At 66.5% G+C, this 16,336-nt stretch carries 18 protein-coding genes; 8 read left to right on the top strand and 10 right to left on the bottom strand.

What is annotated here, in order from left to right; all coding sequences use genetic code 11:
• The first annotated feature begins 63 nt into the window (after window positions 1–63).
• On the top strand, window positions 64–945 hold the full coding sequence (locus tag BLV60_RS18080) for an MOSC domain-containing protein (protein ID WP_093056649.1): 882 nt from the start codon (window positions 64–66) through the stop codon (window positions 943–945).
• Between the two features lie 19 nt (window positions 946–964).
• On the opposite strand, the gene rbsD is transcribed toward BLV60_RS18080, so the two are convergent.
• From rbsD to BLV60_RS18050, 6 genes are read right to left on the bottom strand one after another with little or no spacing between them, the layout of a single operon-like run.
• A complete protein-coding gene (gene rbsD, locus BLV60_RS18075) occupies window positions 965–1,357 on the bottom strand; it encodes a D-ribose pyranase (RefSeq protein ID WP_093056648.1) in 393 nt (130 codons plus the stop codon).
• A complete protein-coding gene (gene rbsK / locus BLV60_RS18070) occupies window positions 1,354–2,322 on the bottom strand; it encodes a ribokinase (RefSeq protein ID WP_093056647.1) in 969 nt (322 codons plus the stop codon). Before rbsK ends, rbsD begins: the two co-directional genes overlap by 4 nt.
• Window positions 2,319–3,410 carry a LacI family DNA-binding transcriptional regulator gene (locus BLV60_RS18065; RefSeq protein ID WP_093056646.1) on the bottom strand — a complete coding sequence of 364 codons (1,092 nt, stop codon included), beginning with the start codon at window positions 3,408–3,410 and terminating at the stop codon, window positions 2,319–2,321. Before BLV60_RS18065 ends, rbsK begins: the two co-directional genes overlap by 4 nt.
• Window positions 3,411–3,446: 36 nt before the next feature.
• The gene (locus BLV60_RS18060; RefSeq protein ID WP_093056645.1) at window positions 3,447–4,442 is read right to left on the bottom strand and encodes an ABC transporter permease; all 996 of its coding nucleotides are present in this window, start codon (window positions 4,440–4,442) and stop codon (window positions 3,447–3,449) included.
• Entirely contained in the window at window positions 4,439–6,031 is a 1,593-nt protein-coding gene (locus BLV60_RS18055) for a sugar ABC transporter ATP-binding protein (RefSeq protein ID WP_093056644.1), read from the bottom strand. The genes BLV60_RS18060 and BLV60_RS18055 overlap by 4 nt, the downstream gene beginning before the upstream one ends.
• A 44-nt stretch (window positions 6,032–6,075) precedes the next feature.
• A complete protein-coding gene (locus BLV60_RS18050; protein WP_093056643.1) occupies window positions 6,076–7,029 on the bottom strand; it encodes a sugar ABC transporter substrate-binding protein in 954 nt (317 codons plus the stop codon).
• A 208-nt stretch (window positions 7,030–7,237) separates the two neighbouring features.
• Here BLV60_RS18050 and ychF point away from each other — a divergent pair, with 208 nt between their 5' ends.
• From ychF to BLV60_RS18030, 4 genes are all read left to right on the top strand, one after another.
• Window positions 7,238–8,329, top strand: a complete 1,092-nt coding sequence (ychF, locus tag BLV60_RS18045; RefSeq protein WP_093056642.1) for a redox-regulated ATPase YchF — start codon at window positions 7,238–7,240, stop codon at window positions 8,327–8,329.
• Between the two features lie 30 nt (window positions 8,330–8,359).
• Window positions 8,360–8,881 (top strand): ATPase, encoded by a 522-nt coding sequence (locus BLV60_RS18040; protein ID WP_093056641.1) that lies wholly within the window; start codon window positions 8,360–8,362, stop codon window positions 8,879–8,881.
• Window positions 8,878–9,063: a hypothetical protein gene (locus tag BLV60_RS18035; RefSeq protein ID WP_093056640.1), complete on the top strand. Its 186-nt coding sequence runs from the start codon at window positions 8,878–8,880 to the stop codon at window positions 9,061–9,063. The genes BLV60_RS18040 and BLV60_RS18035 overlap by 4 nt, the downstream gene beginning before the upstream one ends.
• A 110-nt stretch (window positions 9,064–9,173) precedes the next feature.
• A complete protein-coding gene (locus BLV60_RS18030) occupies window positions 9,174–9,848 on the top strand; it encodes a glutathione S-transferase (protein WP_093056639.1) in 675 nt (224 codons plus the stop codon).
• On the opposite strand, the gene BLV60_RS18025 is transcribed toward BLV60_RS18030, so the two are convergent.
• Window positions 9,849–10,313: a YqaA family protein gene (locus BLV60_RS18025; protein WP_093056638.1), complete on the bottom strand. Its 465-nt coding sequence runs from the start codon at window positions 10,311–10,313 to the stop codon at window positions 9,849–9,851.
• 174 nt (window positions 10,314–10,487) lie between these two features.
• Between BLV60_RS18025 and dusB the strand changes: the two genes are divergently transcribed.
• Genes dusB through purH form a run of 3 tightly spaced genes read left to right on the top strand, consistent with a single transcriptional unit; the run spans window position 10,488 to window position 13,430 of the window.
• Window positions 10,488–11,552 (top strand): tRNA dihydrouridine synthase DusB, encoded by a 1,065-nt coding sequence (gene dusB / locus BLV60_RS18020; RefSeq protein ID WP_093056637.1) that lies wholly within the window; start codon window positions 10,488–10,490, stop codon window positions 11,550–11,552.
• 17 nt (window positions 11,553–11,569) lie between these two features.
• On the top strand, window positions 11,570–11,806 hold the full coding sequence (locus BLV60_RS18015; RefSeq protein ID WP_007838304.1) for a Fis family transcriptional regulator: 237 nt from the start codon (window positions 11,570–11,572) through the stop codon (window positions 11,804–11,806).
• 16 nt (window positions 11,807–11,822) lie between these two features.
• Window positions 11,823–13,430: a bifunctional phosphoribosylaminoimidazolecarboxamide formyltransferase/IMP cyclohydrolase gene (purH, locus tag BLV60_RS18010; protein ID WP_093056636.1), complete on the top strand. Its 1,608-nt coding sequence runs from the start codon at window positions 11,823–11,825 to the stop codon at window positions 13,428–13,430.
• A gap of 107 nt (window positions 13,431–13,537) precedes the next feature.
• On the opposite strand, the gene BLV60_RS18005 is transcribed toward purH, so the two are convergent.
• From BLV60_RS18005 to BLV60_RS17995, 3 genes are read right to left on the bottom strand one after another with little or no spacing between them, the layout of a single operon-like run.
• Complete coding sequence (locus tag BLV60_RS18005; RefSeq protein ID WP_093056635.1) at window positions 13,538–14,014, bottom strand: hypothetical protein; 477 nt, start codon at window positions 14,012–14,014, stop codon at window positions 13,538–13,540.
• Between the two features lie 3 nt (window positions 14,015–14,017).
• Window positions 14,018–15,298 (bottom strand): glutamate-1-semialdehyde 2,1-aminomutase, encoded by a 1,281-nt coding sequence (hemL, locus tag BLV60_RS18000; RefSeq protein WP_093056634.1) that lies wholly within the window; start codon window positions 15,296–15,298, stop codon window positions 14,018–14,020.
• Window positions 15,298–16,260 (bottom strand): bifunctional hydroxymethylpyrimidine kinase/phosphomethylpyrimidine kinase, encoded by a 963-nt coding sequence (locus BLV60_RS17995; RefSeq protein WP_093056633.1) that lies wholly within the window; start codon window positions 16,258–16,260, stop codon window positions 15,298–15,300. The genes hemL and BLV60_RS17995 overlap by 1 nt, the downstream gene beginning before the upstream one ends.
• Between the last annotated feature and the right edge of the window lie 76 nt (window positions 16,261–16,336).

Here is a 16,336-nt window from a genome sequence, read left to right as displayed (position 1 = left end):
GCCAAGGTCTTCCGGCCGCCGCGATGCGGGACAATTGCGGCCGAATTCCAAGGAACCCCCACCGTGTCCCAGCCCGCTTTCGACCTCGAAGCCACCATCGCGCGCCTGTTCGTCTATCCGGTCAAGTCCTGCGCCGGGGTCGAGCTTCCCGAAATGCTGCTGACCGAGACTGGCCTGGAGTTCGACCGGGCCTGGATGGTGGTCGACGCCCAGGGCGAATTCGTCTCCCAGCGGCAGCTGCCGCGCATGGCGCTGATCAAGCCGCAGATGAAGCACATGGAAGTGGTGCTGCGCGCCCCCGGCATGCTGGCGCTGCACCTGGCTTTCGACCGGGTCGAGAAGCCGGTGCGGGTGCGCGTGTGGAAGGACGACGTGGCCGCCTACGACATGGGCGACATCGCCGCACAGTGGTTCAGCGACTTTCTCTCCGAACCCGGCAAGCCGCAGACCCTGCGCCTCGTGCGCTTCGACCCCGAGCACAAGCGCCTGTCGAGCATGAAGTGGACCGACGGCGTCGAAGCGCAGACCCAGTTCGCCGACGGCTACGCGCTGCTGGTGGCGAGCGAGGGCTCGCTGGCCGAACTCAACGAACGCCTCGCGGCGCAGGGCCACGGTGCAGTGGGTATCGAGCGCTTCCGCCCCAACATCGTGCTGGCGGGTATCGAGTCGCACGACGAAGACCGGGTCGACGCGCTGCACATCACGACCGGCGAGGGCGAGGCCGAGCTGCGCCCCGTCAAGCCCTGCACGCGCTGCCCGATTCCCGACATCGATCCGGCCACGGCCCTCAGCAGCCCCGAGGTCGGCGACACGCTGCGCACCTACCGCGCCGACGCGCGGGTGGATGGCGGCATCACCTTCGGCATGAACTGCATCGTGATCCAGGGCGTGGAGCACATGCTCAAGGTCGGGCAGGCGGTGGGCGCGAACTACAGGTTCGAATGACCGGCGCCAGGCCGGCGCTTCAGAACTTCACTCCGGCGATCAGGATGATGTTCGCGTAGGGCGTGCATTCGCCCGTGCGCACGACGGCGCGCGCCTTTGCCGTGCGGCGCTTGAATTCTTCGTGCGACACCGTCTGCGGCGCGATCCCCAGCGACTGCGGATACCAGCTCGGCAGCTTCTTCGCATCGCCCAGCGCCTCGTCGGCCACCACGATGCCTTCCACCTGCATCTCCGACAGCACGGCCTGCAGCACGTCGGTGAGCTGCGGCACGCCGCGCGCCACGGCGAGGTCGATGCGGCGCGGGCCGTCGGGAATCGGCAGGCCGGCGTCGCCGAGCACGAGCATGTCGCCATGGCCCAGCGAGGCGATCACATGGGACAGTTCGGCATGCAGCAGGGGGGAGCGTTTCACAGCTTGATCCAGTCGGGAGGCAGGGGGCTGCGCAGCACGGCGTCGCGCTGCGGAATGGAAGGTTGGGCGCCGGGCTGCTGGATGCACAGCGCGGCAGCGCGGATGCCCAGGCGCACGGCTTCGTCGAAGGGCTGGCCTTCGCCCAGCGCGACTGCGAGCGCACCCAGGAAGGTGTCGCCGGCGGCCGTGGTGTCGACCGCCTGCACCTTCGGCGCGGGATGGTGACGCGCGCCGTCGGCATCGACTGCCACGGCGCCCCGCGCGCCGAGCGTGACGACCACGCGCGCAATGCCCTTGGCGCGCAGGGCCTGGCCGGCCTGGGCCGCTTCCTGCGGACTGTCGGCGGACTGGCCGCACAGCGTCTGCGCCTCGATTTCGTTGACGACCAGCGTGTCGATCTGCGGCCACAGCGGTTCGGCGATCGCCTGCACCGGCGACGGGTTGAGCAGCACCTTGCAGCCCGCACCATGCGCCACCGCAATGGCGCGCGCGACCTGGTCCATCGGCGTCTCGAACTGCGTCACGAGGAAGGCCGCGCCCTGCACCTGCTGCTTCAGCGCGGCTTCGTCGATCTCGAACCGCGCATTGGCGCCGGGAATCATCACGATGCGGTTCTGGCCGCTGTCCTCCACGAGGATCAGCGCCGTGCCGGTCGGCTCGCCCGCCACGGTGCGCAGCGCGGCAGTGTCGATGCCGTCGCGCTCCAATGCCTGGCGCAGCGACTGGCCGTGCGCGTCGTCGCCGACGCAGCCGATCATTTGCACCTGGCCGCCTTCGCGCGCGCAGCTCACGGCCTGGTTGGCGCCCTTGCCGCCGGGAATGTTGGCAATCGAATGGCCCAGCAGGGTCTCGCCCGCGGCCGGCGCGTGCGGCACACGCAGCACCAGGTCCATGTTGAGGCTGCCGAGCACCACGATGCGCGGCGCCTGGGAGGAACTGGTGGAAGAAGAAGGCTTCAGGCTCACGGGGTGCGGGACTTTCGGGTTTCCGTTGAAGGCGTTTCGGTCGCGACAGGAGCTGCGGGCTCGCGGAAGCTCGCGTGCCGGGCGGTCGAGGCGCGCACGCGCAGCTCGGGCTGCAGCACCACCTTGCGCGCATCGCGCCGCTTGCCGCCGACGCGTTCGAGCAGCATGTCGACCGCCAGCGCGCCGATGCGCTCCTTGGGCTGCGCCACGGTGGTGAGCGGGGGGCTTGTGTAGGCCGAGAGTTCGATGTCGTCGAAGCCGACGATCGAGAGTTCGTCGGGCACCCGCACGCCGCTTTCATGCGCGGCACGCAGCGCGCCGATGGCCATCAGGTCGTTGCAGACGAACACGGCCGAGGGCTTGCGCTCGGTGCGAAGAATGGCATGCATCGCCTCGTAGCCGCCCTGGCTGGTGAAGCCGCCGCGCCACAGCAGCGCTTCGGCATTCGCGATGTCGGGTGTTGCGCCGGTCTCGGCCAGCGCCATGCGCCAGCCCTCGATGCGCTGCTCGCTCGGCATCACGCCCACCGGCCCGCCGATGCAGGCAATGCGCTTGTGGCCGAGCGACAGCAGGTGCCGCACCGCGAGCAGGCCGCCCTGCATGTGCGCGGTTTCCACCAGGTCGCAGGCAGGGTCGGCGATCTCTCGGTCGACCAGCACCGTAGGCATGCGCAGGCCGCGCAGCTGCTTCATGAGGGAGTCGTCGTCGCCCGCGCCGGTCGACACCACGATCAGCCCGTCGATGCGGCGCTCGGCCAGCACCTGCAGGTAGACGCTCTGGCGGTGGGGTTCGTCGTCGGTGTTGCACAGCACCAGCGTGTAGCCGGCGCCGAAGCAGCGGTCTTCCACGATGCGCACGATCTCGGCGAAGTAGGGGTTCGAGCTGTTGGGAATCAGCATGCCCAGCGTCGAGGTGGTGTTGCTCTTCAGGCTGCGTGCCATCGCGTTGGGCACGTAGCCCAGCTCGCGGATGGCGAGCTCCACGCGCTCGCGCACCTTGGCGCTCACGTGGCGGGTATCGTTGACCACGTGCGACACGGTGGTGACGGACACATCCGCCTTGAGTGCGACGTCCTTGATGGTGGCCATGGCTTTTCCTGTTCCTGGTGGGGCGGGATGCTGTCGTCAGGCCAGACGGCGGTCGGCGCGGCGCTGGCGGAGGGTGTCGATGATCACCGCTACCACGATCACGGCGCCGGTGATGATGCGTTTGCTCGGCTCGCTCGCGCCAACCTGCGCAAGGCCGGCTTCGAGTACCGCGATGATCAGCACGCCGAAGAAGGTGTTGATCACCGAGCCGCGCCCGCCCATGAGGCTGGTGCCGCCGATGACCACGGCAGCGATCACTTGCAGCTCGATGCCGACGCCGGCATTGGGGTCGGCCGCTTCGAGGCGCGCCGATTGCATCAGCCCTGCGAGCCCGGCCAGCAGCCCGGTAACGGCGAACACGATGATGCGGATGGGGCGCGGGTCGATGCCCGCCAGGCGCATGGCTTCCTCATTGGTGCCGATGCCCACCACGTGGCGGCCGAACACCGTGCGCGTGAGCACCATCTGCCCGATGACGACCAGCACCACCGCCAGCACGAAGGCGGCCGATATGCCGCCGATCCACGGCGCGGCCAGGCCCGAGATGGCGTCGCCCACGTACTGCGTGCGCGAATCGGTCACGAGGTAGGCGCCGCCGCGCACCGCTTCGAGCATGCCCAGCGAGACGATGAAGCTCGGCAGCCGCCATGCGACCGACACCGCGCCCGTGACCGTGCCGCAGATGAGCCCGGTAACGAGGCCGAGCACTGCGGCCACAGGCACCGAGAGCTTCCATTCGAGGATGGCCGCCGCCGTGACGGCCGCGCTCAGCGCCAGCACCGAGCCGACGGACAGGTCGATGCCCGCGATGATCAGCACGAAGGTCATGCCGACCGCCATCACGGCCAGCGCGGGAATTTCATTCGCGATGGAGACGAAGGTTTCGCGCGTCAGGAAGTATTCGCTCAGCGAGCCGAAGAGCGCGATCATGCCCACGAGCACGACCGTCAGGCCCAGGTAGGTGCCGAGCTGGCCCTTGAGTGCGGAGGGCGAGGCCGGCGGGTTTTGTTTGGTGGAGGCTTCGGCGTTCATTGTGTGTCGGCGGTGACCGGGGTCGAATCGGAAACGGGGGATACCGTCGGCGGGCTGGCGGCGCGTCCTGTCGCGTCGCTGAATGCTGCGGCCAGCAGCGATTGTTCGGTCCACTCGCCGCGCTCGAACACCGCGACCAGCCGGCCGGCGCTCATCACGCCGATGCGGTCGCACATGGCCATCAGTTCGCGCAGGTCGCTCGACACCATCAGCAGCGCCTTGCCGGCGTCGGTCATGCGGTCGAGTTCGGCGTACAGGTCGGCGCGCGCACCCACGTCCACGCCGCGCGTGGGCTCGTCGAGCAGCAGCACCTTGCATTCGCGGTGCAGCCAGCGCGCGAACACCACCTTCTGCTGGTTGCCGCCGCTGAGCGTGGCAACCGGTTGTTCGATGCTGCGCGAACGGATGCGCAGCAGTTCAACCAGCTTCTGCGCAATGCTGCGCTCCTTGGCGCGCTGCAGCCAGCCGGCGTGCGAGATAGCGCCAAGATCGCTCAGCGTGGCGTTGACGCGGATCGATTGCGTCAGCAGCAGGCCTTGGGACTTGCGGTCTTCCGTGACGAGGCCGATGCCCGCGCGGATGGCCTGCATCGGCGAGCGCCAGCCCTTGCGCGCGTGCTTCGTGGGCTGGCCGTTTTCATAAAGGGTGATCTCGCCTCGGTCGGCGCGGTCGGCGCCGAACAGCAGCCGCACCAGTTCGGTCCGGCCCGAGCCGACCAGGCCGGCCAGGCCCATGACTTCGCCCGCGCGCAGGTCGATGTCGACGTCGCGCACGACCTGCGCCCGGCCGATGCCGCGCGCGCTCAGCAACACGGGGCCGGCCACGCGGCGGTCGCGGCCCTCGTGCTCGTGCACCGCACGGCCGACCATGCGCTGCACCAGTTCGGATTCGCGCACGCCGGCCATGGCGCGCACGTCCACCAGCCGGCCGTCGCGCAGCACCGCCACGCGGTCGGCGATGCGCTGCAGTTCCTCGAGGCGGTGCGACACGTACACGATGGCCACGCCGCGCGCCTTCAGCAGCTCGATCTGCTCGAACAGGTGCGAGGTTTCGCGCGGGGTGAGCATGGCGGTGGGCTCGTCGAGCACCAGCACGCGCGTGTCGTCCTGCAGGTTGCGCGCGATCTCCACCATCTGCTGCTGGCCGATGCCCAGCCGCGCCACGGGCGTGGCCGGGTCGATGTTCTCCATGCCGATCTTGGCGAGCTGGCGCGCGGCCAGCTCGTGCAGCTTGCTGCGGCGGATCCAGCCGGTCTTGTTGGGCAGCCGGTCGAGCAGCAGGTTCTCGGCCACCGACAGCGTGGTGACGAGGCCGAGTTCCTGCATGACCATGCGCACGCCCAGCCGCTCGGCGTCGCGGCGCGAACCGGGCGCAAAGGGCTTGCCGTCGAGCAGCATCTGGCCGCGCGTGGGCTGCACCAGGCCGCAGACGATCTTCGACAGGGTGCTCTTGCCGGCGCCGTTCTCGCCCGTGAGGGCCAGCACTTCGCCGGCGTTGAGCACGAGCGAGACGTCGTCCAGCACCGGCGCCGCATAGTCCTTGCCCATGGCGCTCAGCGAGAGCACGGGCATGGCCGTTGTGAGATTCATGGCGGCGGATGCTGTCAACGTCTGTACTTTCTCTTGCTGTGTGCTTACTTCGAGTCTTTGGTGACCAGCACCACGTCGGTCTTCACTTCGGCGGGCATCTCCGACTGCTTCTTCTTGTCGGCGATGGCCTTCAGCGCGGTCTCGATGCCGAACACGGCCTGCTTGGCGGCGAACTGGTCGGCGGTGGCGAGCACGCGGCCGTCCTTCAGCATCGGCTTGATGGCGCCGATGTTGTCGTAGCCCACCACCAGCACCTTGCCGGTCTTGCCCGCGGCCTTGACCGCAGCCACGGCGCCCAGCGCCATGCTGTCGTTGCCGGCGAGCAGGGCCTTCAGGTCGGGGTGCTCGCGCATCATGCCGGCGGCCACGGTGTTGCCCTTGTCGATTTCCCACTGGCCGGACTGCACGCCCACCACCGTCACGCCGGCGGCCTTCATTGCGTCCTGGTAGCCCAGCGTGCGCTGCTGCGCATTGAAGGTGGTCGACACGCCTTCGATGATGCCGACCTTGTCGCCCGCCTTCAGCTCCTTGGCGAGCGCGTCGCCCACCAGCTTGGCGCCGGCGCGGTTGTCGGGGCCCACGAACGGCACCAGGATGCCCTTTTCCTTCAGTGCGGCACCGTCGAGCTGGTTGTCGATGTTGACCACCAGGATGCCCTTGTCGATGGCCGCCTTGATCACCGGCACCAGCGCCTTCGAATCGGCCGGAGCGATGACCAGCGCGTTGATCTTCTGCGCCACCATCTGCTCGACCATCTTGATCTGGGCGGAGGTGTCGGTCTCGTCCTTGATGCCGTTGGCCACCAGCGTGTATTCGGCGGCATGGGCCTTCTGGTGCGCCTTGGCGCCGTCTTCCATGGTGCGGAAGAACTCGTTGGCCAGCGACTTCATGACCAGCGCGACCTTGGGCTTGTCCTGGGCGAGGGCGGGTGTTCCGGCCATGGCGCCCAGCAGCGTGAGTGCGGCGGCGCTTTGCAGGGTACGGCGGGTGAACTTCATGGTGAATGTCTCCTGAGGTGGTTGATCAGAACGGTGCGCCGGTCTTTGCCGGGGGCTCCGATGTTAGCTGAGGGAAACGTTTGCGCAAACGTTTGCCGGTCGGTGCTAACCCTGAGGTTTTGAGCAAGCAAATGCGAGCTCGAAGACCTGCCGGACGGGCCTGCAACCATGCTCGCCTAAAATCGCGGGTTACCCAAGAGGACCTCCCATGAGTTTGCAATGCGGCATCGTCGGCCTGCCCAACGTCGGTAAATCCACCCTTTTCAATGCGTTGACCAAGGCCGGCATCGCGGCGGAAAACTATCCGTTCTGCACCATCGAGCCCAACGTGGGCGTGGTGGAAGTGCCCGACCCCCGTCTCGCGCAACTGAGCGAGATCGTCAAGCCGGAGCGCGTGGTGCCCGCCATCGTCGAGTTCGTCGACATCGCTGGCCTGGTGGCCGGTGCCAGCACCGGCGAAGGCCTGGGCAACAAGTTTCTGGCGCACATCCGCGAGACCGACGCCACTGTCAACGTGGTGCGCTGCTTCGACGACGAGAACGTGATCCACGTGGCCGGCAAGGTCGACCCGATCTCCGACATCGAAGTGATCCAGACCGAACTCTGCCTGGCCGACCTGGCCACGGTCGAGAAGGCGCTGCACCGTCACACCAAGGTGGCCCGTTCCGGCGACAAGGACGCGCAAAAGCTGGTCGGCCTGCTCGAGCGCTGCCAGGCCGCGCTGAACGAGAACACGCCGGTGCGCGCGCTCGACTTCACCAAGGAAGAGCTGCCGCTGGTCAAGAGCTTCACGCTGATCACCGCCAAGCCCGCGATGTTCGTGGGCAACGTGGCGGAAGACGGCTTCGAGAACAACCCGTATCTCGACCGCCTGCGCGAATACGCGGCCAAGCAGGGCGCGCCCGTGGTCGCCATCTGCGCCAAGATCGAAGCCGACCTGGCCGAGATGGACGACGAAGACAAGAAGATGTTCCTCGCCGAGATCGGCCAGGAAGAGCCGGGCCTGAACCGCCTGATCCGCGCGGCCTTCAAGCTGCTGGGCCTGCAGACGTATTTCACCGCCGGCGTGAAGGAAGTGCGTGCATGGACCATCCACATCGGCGACACCGGCCCGCAGGCGGCCGGCGTGATCCACGGCGACTTCGAGAAGGGCTACATCCGCGCCCAGACCATCGCGTTCGAGGACTACATCGCCTTCAAGGGCGAGCAGGGCGCCAAGGACGCGGGGAAGATGCGTTCTGAAGGCAAGGAATACGTCGTGAAAGATGGCGACGTGATGAACTTCCTGTTCAGCTCCTGACGCCACTCTCCCGAGCGAAATGCTCCGTTGATGAGCCTTCCCAAGATCGTCATCATTGCGGGCCCCCACGGGGCGGGAAAGACTGCCTTCGCCCGCGCTTTCCTTCCGCAGGAAGCGCAAATCTCGCGTTTCATCAATGCGGATCTGATCGCCGCCGGGCTGTCACCCTTCGCGCCGGAGGCCGAAGCCATCAAGGCCGGGCGATTGATGCTGGAAGAGATTGCCGAGTGCGTTCGTCGTCGGGAGAGCTTTGCTTTCGAGACCACGTTGTCGGGACTGAGCTATCTGCGCCACATCGGCGCATGGAGGAAGTCTGGCTATCACGTGAGCCTTTTCTTTCTGGCGCTTCCGACGGCAGAATTTGCAGTCGCGCGCGTGGCGGAACGTGTCCGGCAAGGCGGGCATCATATTCCTGAAGATGTGATTCGCCGTCGTTTCGAGGCGGGGCATCGGAATTTTGACGACCGTTATCGCGCTGCGGTGGATGCCTGGGCGCTGTACGACAACGCTGGCGAAGAGCCAGATCTCATCGAATGGGGAGAAGCACCATGACCCGTGAACAGCTGATGCAAGCAAAGGACAAGGACCTGGCCGCTTCGCTGATCGCGATTCGGCGCGCCGCACGGGAAGCGCGAGAAGCCGCAGTGCGCACCAACACTGCCATCGTGGTGCAACGTGGCCAGAAATCAGTCCGCATCACGGCTGACGAACTGCGCAAGGCCGGGGTGAAGTAGGCGTCGAGCACAGTGCTGGCAGCCGCCGGCCCGCACATCCGGCTGGGTCGCCAAGGCCGGTTTCTTGGGTAGACTGCGCGCGCCCTATTTTTCCTGCAAGGCCCGCCTTCATGCTCACCGTCCACCACCTCAACAACTCGCGCTCGCAGCGTGTGCTCTGGCTGCTCGAAGAACTCGAGCTGCCGTACGAGATCGTTCACTACCAGCGCGATCCGCAAACCAGTCTGGCGCCCGCTTCGCTGCGGGCCATTCATCCGCTGGGCAAGTCACCGGTGGTAACGACGGATGACGGACTCACGCTTGCGGAATCGGGCGCGATCATCGAGACGCTCGTCGAGCGCTACGGCCACGGTCGCCTCGCGCCCGCGGCCGGTTCGCCGGAGGCGCTGCGCTATCGCTACTGGCTGCACTTTGCCGAAGGCACGGCGATGTCGCCGCTGCTGCTCAAGCTGGTGTTCGATCGCATCGAGACGAGCAAGATGCCTTTCTTCGCGAAGCCGATCGCCAAGGCCATCTCGGCCAAGGCGAAGTCGGCGTTCATCAACCCGAACATCGCAAGCCATCTGAACTACATGGAAGCCGAACTCGGCAAGAGCGAATGGTTCGCCGGCGACGAGTTCACGGGCGCGGACATCCAGATGAGCTTCGTGGTCGAAGCCGCGCAGGCGCGCGGCGGACTCGATGCAAAGCGGCCGAAGCTGATGGCATACCTGGAGCGCATCCACGCGCGTCCCGCGTACAAGCGCGCGCTCGAACGCGGCGGCCCCTACGCCTTGTTGAACTGATCAGAAGATCTGCAGCAGCGCCACCGTCATGGTGATGTAGCGCAGGAACTTGCCCACGGCCATGTAGGCAACGCATGGCCAGAACGGCAGCTTGAGCCAACCCGCGACCGCGCACAGCGGGTCGCCCACCAGCGGCAGCCAGCTCAGCAGGCAGGCCTTCGGGCCGAGCCGCTCCAGCCAGCCCAGAACGCGCACATGATGTTTCGAGTGCGAGTATTTGTCGGCCACCTTGTGCGCTCCGTAGCCCATCCACCAGTCGACTGCGCCCCCCAGCGTGTTGCCTATGGTCGCCACCGCGATGGCCGGCCAGAACATGTCGGGGTTGAGCTTGAGCAGCCCGAAGAGAAAGGGCTCGGAGCCCACCGGCAGTAGCGTCGCGGAGACGAACGCCGCCACGAACAAGGTCGAGAGACCGTACTGCGGCAGCGCCAGCAGCGCCATGAGGGAGTCGAGCCAGGCTTGCATAAGGTCGGCGCAGTATAGGCAGCGCTTGCTTCGCAACCCCGCAGGAGAAAGCCCCGGAATGCACCGGTGTTTGTACGGGTACCCAGGGCGCAAATCGTTTCAGTCGCTGAAATGCGGCGTGGCTACAATCGTGCCTCATTTTTCAGCAGCCGAACGCGCACGCTCCTCTTTCCAATGACCTTGCAGATCGGCACCCACACGCTGGAAAACCGCCTGTTCGTCGCGCCCATGGCCGGCGTGACGGACCGGCCCTTCCGCATGCTGTGCCGCGAACTCGGCGCTGGCTACGCGGTCAGCGAGATGGTCACGTCGCGCAAGGAACTCTGGGGCACGCTCAAGACGTCGCGCCGCGCGAACCATGATGGCGAACCGGGCCCCATTGCGGTGCAGATCGCAGGCACCGATGCGGCCATGATGGCCGAGGCCACGGTCTACAACATCGAGCGTGGTGCGCAGATCATCGACATCAACATGGGCTGCCCGGCCAAGAAGGTCTGCAACAAGTGGGCGGGTTCTGCGCTGATGCGCGACGAGCCGCTGGCGCTTGAAATCGTGCAGGCCGTGGTCGATGCCGCGCAGCCTTTCGGCGTGCCGGTCACGCTCAAGATGCGCACCGGCTGGAGCCAGGAGCACCGCAACGCGGTGAAGCTCGCGCGCGATTTCGAATCGGCCGGCGTGCAGATGCTCACGGTGCACGGCCGCACGCGCGAGCAGGGCTACAAGGGCTTTGCCGAGTACGACACCATCGCCGCCGTGAAGGCCGCGGTGCGCGTGCCGGTGGTGGCCAACGGCGACATCCGCTCGCCCGAGAAGGCACGCGACGTGCTTGCGGCCACCGGCGCCGACGCTGTGATGATCGGCCGCGCCGCGCAGGGCCGCCCGTGGATCTTCCGCGAGATCGCGCACTTCCTGGAAACGGGCACGCACCGCGCGCCGCCGCTGGTCGCTGAGGTGCGCCGCTTGCTGCTCGACCATCTCGTGGAGCACTATGCGCTTTACGGCGACTACAGCGGTGTGCGCACGGCGCGCAAGCACATCGGCTGGTATGTGCGCACGCTGCCCGACGGCGAAGCGTTTCGCGCACGCATGAACACCATCGAGGACTGTGCCGAGCAGCTGCGCGCGGTCGGCGACTATTTCGACGGGCTGGCGGACCGCATGGACCGCATGCCCGTGCAGCACTTGGCGGACGAAGAGGCGTCGCCAGGTGAAGAGGAGGCGGCTTGCGCCGTCGATTGAGAAAAAGAGAAGAAGCAATGAGCAAGAAACATATCGAGGACTGCGTGCGCACCAGTCTGGACAGCTACTTTCGCGATCTGCGTGGCACCGAACCCGACGGCATGTACGAGATGCTCGTGCGCGTGGTCGAGAAACCCCTGCTCGACGTCGTGATGACGCGCGCGGAAGGCAATCAATCCAAAGCCGCGCAATGGTTGGGCCTGAATCGCAACACGCTTCGCAAGAAGCTCGTTGAACACAAACTTTTGAAATAACTCCACGGCATATCCAATGGCCCAGACCGCACTCATCTCCGTTTCCGACAAGACCGGCATTCTCGAATTCGCCCAGGCGCTGCATGCGCTGGGCATCAAGCTGCTGTCCACCGGCGGCACCGCCAAGCTGCTGGCCGATGCTGGCCTGCCCGTCACCGAAGTTGCCGACCACACCGGCTTTCCGGAGATGCTCGATGGCCGCGTGAAGACGCTGCACCCGAAGATCCATGGCGGCCTGCTCGCGCGCCGCGACCTGCCCGCGCACGTGGCGGCCATCAAGGAACACGGCATCGACACCATCGACCTGCTGGTGGTCAACCTGTACCCGTTCGAAGCCACCGTGGCCAAGCCCGGCTGCACGCTCGAAGACGCGATCGAGAACATCGACATCGGCGGCCCGGCCATGGTGCGCAGCGCGGCCAAGAACTGGAAGGACGTGGGCGTGCTCACCGACGCATCGCAGTACGCAGTGGCGCTCGCCGAGCTGAAGGCCGACGGCAAGCTCAGCGACAAGACCAAGTTCGCGTTTTCGGTGGCCGCGTTCAACCGCATCGCCGACTACGACGGTGCCATCAGCGACTACCTCTCGGCCATCGACTTCGACGCCAGCATCGGCCAGCCCGCGCCCAAGCGCTCGCTGTTCCCCGCGCAAAGCAACGGCCGCTTCGTGAAGGTGCAGGACCTGCGCTACGGCGAGAACCCGCACCAGCAGGCCGCGTTCTACCGCGACCTGTATCCGGCGCCCGGTTCGCTCGTGTCGGCGAAGCAGCTGCAGGGCAAGGAGCTCAGCTACAACAACATCGCCGACGCTGATGCTGCATGGGAATGCGTGAAGAGCTTCGATGTGCCGGCCTGCGTGATCGTGAAGCACGCCAACCCCTGCGGCGTTGCCATCGGCAAGGATGCTGCCGAGGCTTACGGCAAGGCCTTCAAGACCGACCCGACCTCGGCCTTCGGCGGCATCATTGCCTTCAATCGACCGGTCGACGGCGCGACGGCCCAGGAGATCTCCAAGCAGTTCGTCGAAGTGCTGATGGCGCCCGATTACACGCCCGAGGCACTGGAGCTGTTCCAGGCGACCAAGAACCGGCAGAACGTGCGCATTCTCAAGATATCGCTGCCGCCGGGCGGCGCGAGCGACTGGGACAACGGCCGCAATGCGATGGACGTGAAGCGCATCGGCTCAGGCTTGTTGATGCAGACCGCCGACAACCATGAGCTCGCGGCCAGCGACCTCAAGGTGGTCAGCAAGAAGCAGCCTACGCCGCAGCAACTGCAAGACCTGCTCTTCGCATGGAAGGTCGCGAAGTACGTGAAGAGCAACGCGATCGTGTTCTGCGCCAACGGCATGACCATGGGCGTGGGCGCGGGCCAGATGAGCCGCCTCGATTCGGCGCGCATCGCCAGCATCAAGGCCGAGCACGCCGGCCTGTCGCTGAAGGACACTGCCGTCGCCAGCGACGCCTTCTTCCCGTTCCGCGACGGCCTCGACGTGGTGGTCGATGCGGGCGCGAGTTGCGTCATTCAGCCGGGTGGCTCGATGCGCGACCAGGAAGTGATCGATGCCGCCGACGAGCGCGGCGTGGTGATGGTGCTGTCGGGCGTGCGCCACTTCAGGCACTGACGACGCTCCTTCAAGAACACCGCGGAACCGGCTTTGCCGGGCCGCAGGTGTTGCCCCCGGTGGGGGTTGGCGAAGCGACACGAAGTGCGCGAAGCCTGGGGGCGAGCCTATTCTCCGAAGCGGTACTTCAGTTGGAAGGTGATGGCGCCATACAGCCGGTTCTTGATCGTCGGCACGTAGGCGATATTGAGGCCCCAGCTCTTGCCCTCGATGGCAGCCACCGGAAGGATGGCCGGGAACCAGTTGCCGTTGCGGTAGTTGGGATAGCCGTCGAAGCCGCCGACCACGGCGCCGAACTTCACGCCGTAGAACTCGACGGGCAACACATACAGGCCCACGTAGTTCGACTGCCGGCGATCGCTGTTGCGGAAGGTGCCCGCGGTGACCCGGAATGTGTCGTTCAGCGGGTACTCGAAGCCCAGCCCCTGGTTGACGTTCTCCAGGCCCTTGCCGCCGTCGAAGTGCGCCGAATAGAAGCCCGGGTTGATCCAGATGTTCTTCGGGTCGAAGGACTCCTGCGCTGATGCGAAGCCGGGAATGAGAAGAGCGATGCTCAGGACCGGCAACGTGCGCAGGGAGTTCATGGGCTAGGGCGTCCTGAAGATTTGTCTTGCGGCTTCGATGGTGGCGGCGATGTCGTCGTCGCTGTGGGCTGCGCTCACGAAGCCTGCCTCGTAAAGCGCGGGGGCAATATACACGCCGCGATCGAGCAAACCGTGAAACAGCGCATTGAATTTCGCGTTGTCGGTTGTCATCACGGTGGCATAGTTTTGCGGCAGGTCCTTCATCAGGAAGAAGCCGAACATGCCGCCTTCGCTGTCGGCATTGAAGGGCTGGCCTTCGGCCGCGGCGGCCGCCTTCAGGCCATCGACCAGCGTGCGCGTTTTCTTGCCAAGCGCTTCGTAGAAGCCGGGCTTTGCAATTTCCTTCAGCGTGGCAAGACCACATGCCGTGGCCACCGGATTGCCCGACAGCGTGCCGGCCTGGTAGACCGGGCCTAGCGGCGCGAGCTGTTCCATGATCGCGCGCGGGCCACCGAAGGCCGCGAGCGGCATGCCGCCGCCGATGACCTTGCCGAGCACCGTGAGGTCGGGCTTGATGCCCAGCACGCCCTGTGCGCCGTGCAGGCCCACGCGAAAGCCGGTCATCACTTCATCGAAGATCAGCAGGGCGCCGTGCTGCGTGCAGAGCTCGCGGCAGCGCTTGGCGAACTCGGGCGTGGCGCGCACGAAGTTCATGTTGCCGGCAATGGCTTCGATCATCAGGCAGGCGATGTCGCTGCCATGCAGGGCGAAGGCTTCTTCGAGCTGCTGCAGGTTGTTGTACTCGAGCACGATGGTGTGCTGCACTACCTCGGGCGGCACGCCGGCCGAGGTCGGGTTGCCGAAGGTGGCGAGGCCGGAGCCGGCCTTCACCAGCAGTGCGTCGGCGTGGCCGTGGTAGCAGCCCTCGAACTTGACGATGCTCTTGCGGCCGGTGGCGCCGCGCGCCAGGCGCAATGCGCTCATCGCGGCTTCGGTGCCGGAGCTCACGAGCCGCACCATTTCCATCGACGGCACCAGCGCGAGGATGGCCTCGGCCAGTTCGATCTCGCGCTCGGTCGGCGCGCCGTACGAGAAGCCTTCGAGCACGGCCTTCTGCACCGCCTCGACCACGGCAGGGTGGCCATGGCCCAGGATCATCGGACCCCAGGAGCCGATGTAGTCGATGTAGCGCTTGTCGTTGGCGTCCCAGAAGTAGGCGCCCTGCGCACGCTGGATGAAGCGGGGCGTGCCGCCCACGGCCTTGAAGGCGCGTACGGGCGAGTTGACGCCCCCGGGGATCACGGCGCGGGCGCGCTCGAAAAGAATGTCGTTGCGGTCGGTCATCAGTGTCGGGTGTCGTGTGGGGGGAGGGCGAAGTCCGGCGCGGCGTCCGGGTCTTCATCGTCTTCGTCGTCCTCGGGCTCGGCCCAGAACAGGCGGTCGGGCAGCACGTGGCCCATGCCGGGGCGGAAGCCCGCGTCGAGGCAGCGGTCCATGTAGGCCAGCGCCTCGGTGGTCGCGGCCACGAGGTCGGTGCCGCTTGCGAGCAGGGCGGCCAGGGCGGCCGACAGGGTGTCGCCGGCGCCGGCGAAGACGGCTTCGAGCCGTTCGTACTTCTCGTTGGCGAGCACCGACTGCGGCGAGGCCAGAACGTTGTCGATGAACTGCTCGGGCAGCACCATGCCGGTTACCAGCGTGTAGGGCACGCCGAACTCGCCGGCGGCCTTGGCAATGTCGCGCGCACCGGGCGGACGCTCGCCGTTCCAGTCCGGAAGCAGCCAGCGCCACAGAGTACTGTGGTTTCCAACCAACACCGTTGTCTGAGGCAAAACCAGCTCCCGAAAAGCGTCCAGATAGGGCTCGATCAGGTTCTCGTCCCACCACGAAAGGTTGGGCATGTAGGCCACCACGGGCACCTCGGGATAGTCGGCGGCGGTCTCGGCGATGGTGCTCAGGGCCTCGGGGGTGCCGGCAAAGCCCACCTTGATCAACTGGACTTCCACGTCCTCCAGGATGGCGCGCGCCTGCTCGGCGATGGCTTCCTCGTCGAAGGGAAAGTGGTCGAAAATCTCGGCCGTGTCCCTGGCGTAGGCGCCTGTGACGACGGGCAGGACGTGAGCGCCCACCGACGCCATGGCGAGGGCGTCGGCGCCCAGCCCGCCCGCACCGCTGGGGTCGCTGGCGTTGAATACCAGCACGCAGGGAGGATTCAGGTCGCGCTCGGCCAGCTCGCCTTCATCCTGCGAGGGGTCGTTAAGATCGCCCGGTTTGCGGGTTTTGTCTGCTGGAAGTAAGTAGATGGTCATACGCCGGGCGGAATCCCCTGGATGGTGGCATAGGCGCGACGTTTACCGTCTGCCAGTGAGATACGCATAGATACAC

The sequence above is a fragment of the Variovorax sp. YR634 genome, from assembly GCF_900106655.1.
GTDB lineage: Bacteria > Pseudomonadota > Gammaproteobacteria > Burkholderiales > Burkholderiaceae_C > Variovorax.
The sequence above is the reverse complement of the archived record's forward strand: the minus strand, read 5'-3'. Positions and strand labels throughout refer to the sequence as shown.

What these genes read in the sequence shown, in the direction of transcription:
- BLV60_RS18065 (WP_093056646.1), bottom strand. Translation starts at nt 3,410, where the DNA reads ATGGCCACCATCAAGGACGTCGCACTCAAGGCGGATGTGTCCGTCACC.
- BLV60_RS18060 (WP_093056645.1), bottom strand. Translation starts at nt 4,442, where the DNA reads ATGAACGCCGAAGCCTCCACCAAACAAAACCCGCCGGCCTCGCCCTCC.
- BLV60_RS18055 (WP_093056644.1), bottom strand. Translation starts at nt 6,031, where the DNA reads ATGAATCTCACAACGGCCATGCCCGTGCTCTCGCTGAGCGCCATGGGC.
- BLV60_RS18050 (WP_093056643.1), bottom strand. Translation starts at nt 7,029, where the DNA reads ATGAAGTTCACCCGCCGTACCCTGCAAAGCGCCGCCGCACTCACGCTG.
- ychF (WP_093056642.1), top strand. Translation starts at nt 7,238, where the DNA reads ATGAGTTTGCAATGCGGCATCGTCGGCCTGCCCAACGTCGGTAAATCC.
- BLV60_RS18040 (WP_093056641.1), top strand. Translation starts at nt 8,360, where the DNA reads ATGAGCCTTCCCAAGATCGTCATCATTGCGGGCCCCCACGGGGCGGGA.
- BLV60_RS18035 (WP_093056640.1), top strand. Translation starts at nt 8,878, where the DNA reads ATGACCCGTGAACAGCTGATGCAAGCAAAGGACAAGGACCTGGCCGCT.
- BLV60_RS18030 (WP_093056639.1), top strand. Translation starts at nt 9,174, where the DNA reads ATGCTCACCGTCCACCACCTCAACAACTCGCGCTCGCAGCGTGTGCTC.
- BLV60_RS18025 (WP_093056638.1), bottom strand. Translation starts at nt 10,313, where the DNA reads ATGCAAGCCTGGCTCGACTCCCTCATGGCGCTGCTGGCGCTGCCGCAG.
- dusB (WP_093056637.1), top strand. Translation starts at nt 10,488, where the DNA reads ATGACCTTGCAGATCGGCACCCACACGCTGGAAAACCGCCTGTTCGTC.
- BLV60_RS18015 (WP_007838304.1), top strand. Translation starts at nt 11,570, where the DNA reads ATGAGCAAGAAACATATCGAGGACTGCGTGCGCACCAGTCTGGACAGC.
- purH (WP_093056636.1), top strand. Translation starts at nt 11,823, where the DNA reads ATGGCCCAGACCGCACTCATCTCCGTTTCCGACAAGACCGGCATTCTC.
- BLV60_RS18005 (WP_093056635.1), bottom strand. Translation starts at nt 14,014, where the DNA reads ATGAACTCCCTGCGCACGTTGCCGGTCCTGAGCATCGCTCTTCTCATT.
- hemL (WP_093056634.1), bottom strand. Translation starts at nt 15,298, where the DNA reads ATGACCGACCGCAACGACATTCTTTTCGAGCGCGCCCGCGCCGTGATC.
- BLV60_RS17995 (WP_093056633.1), bottom strand. Translation starts at nt 16,260, where the DNA reads ATGACCATCTACTTACTTCCAGCAGACAAAACCCGCAAACCGGGCGAT.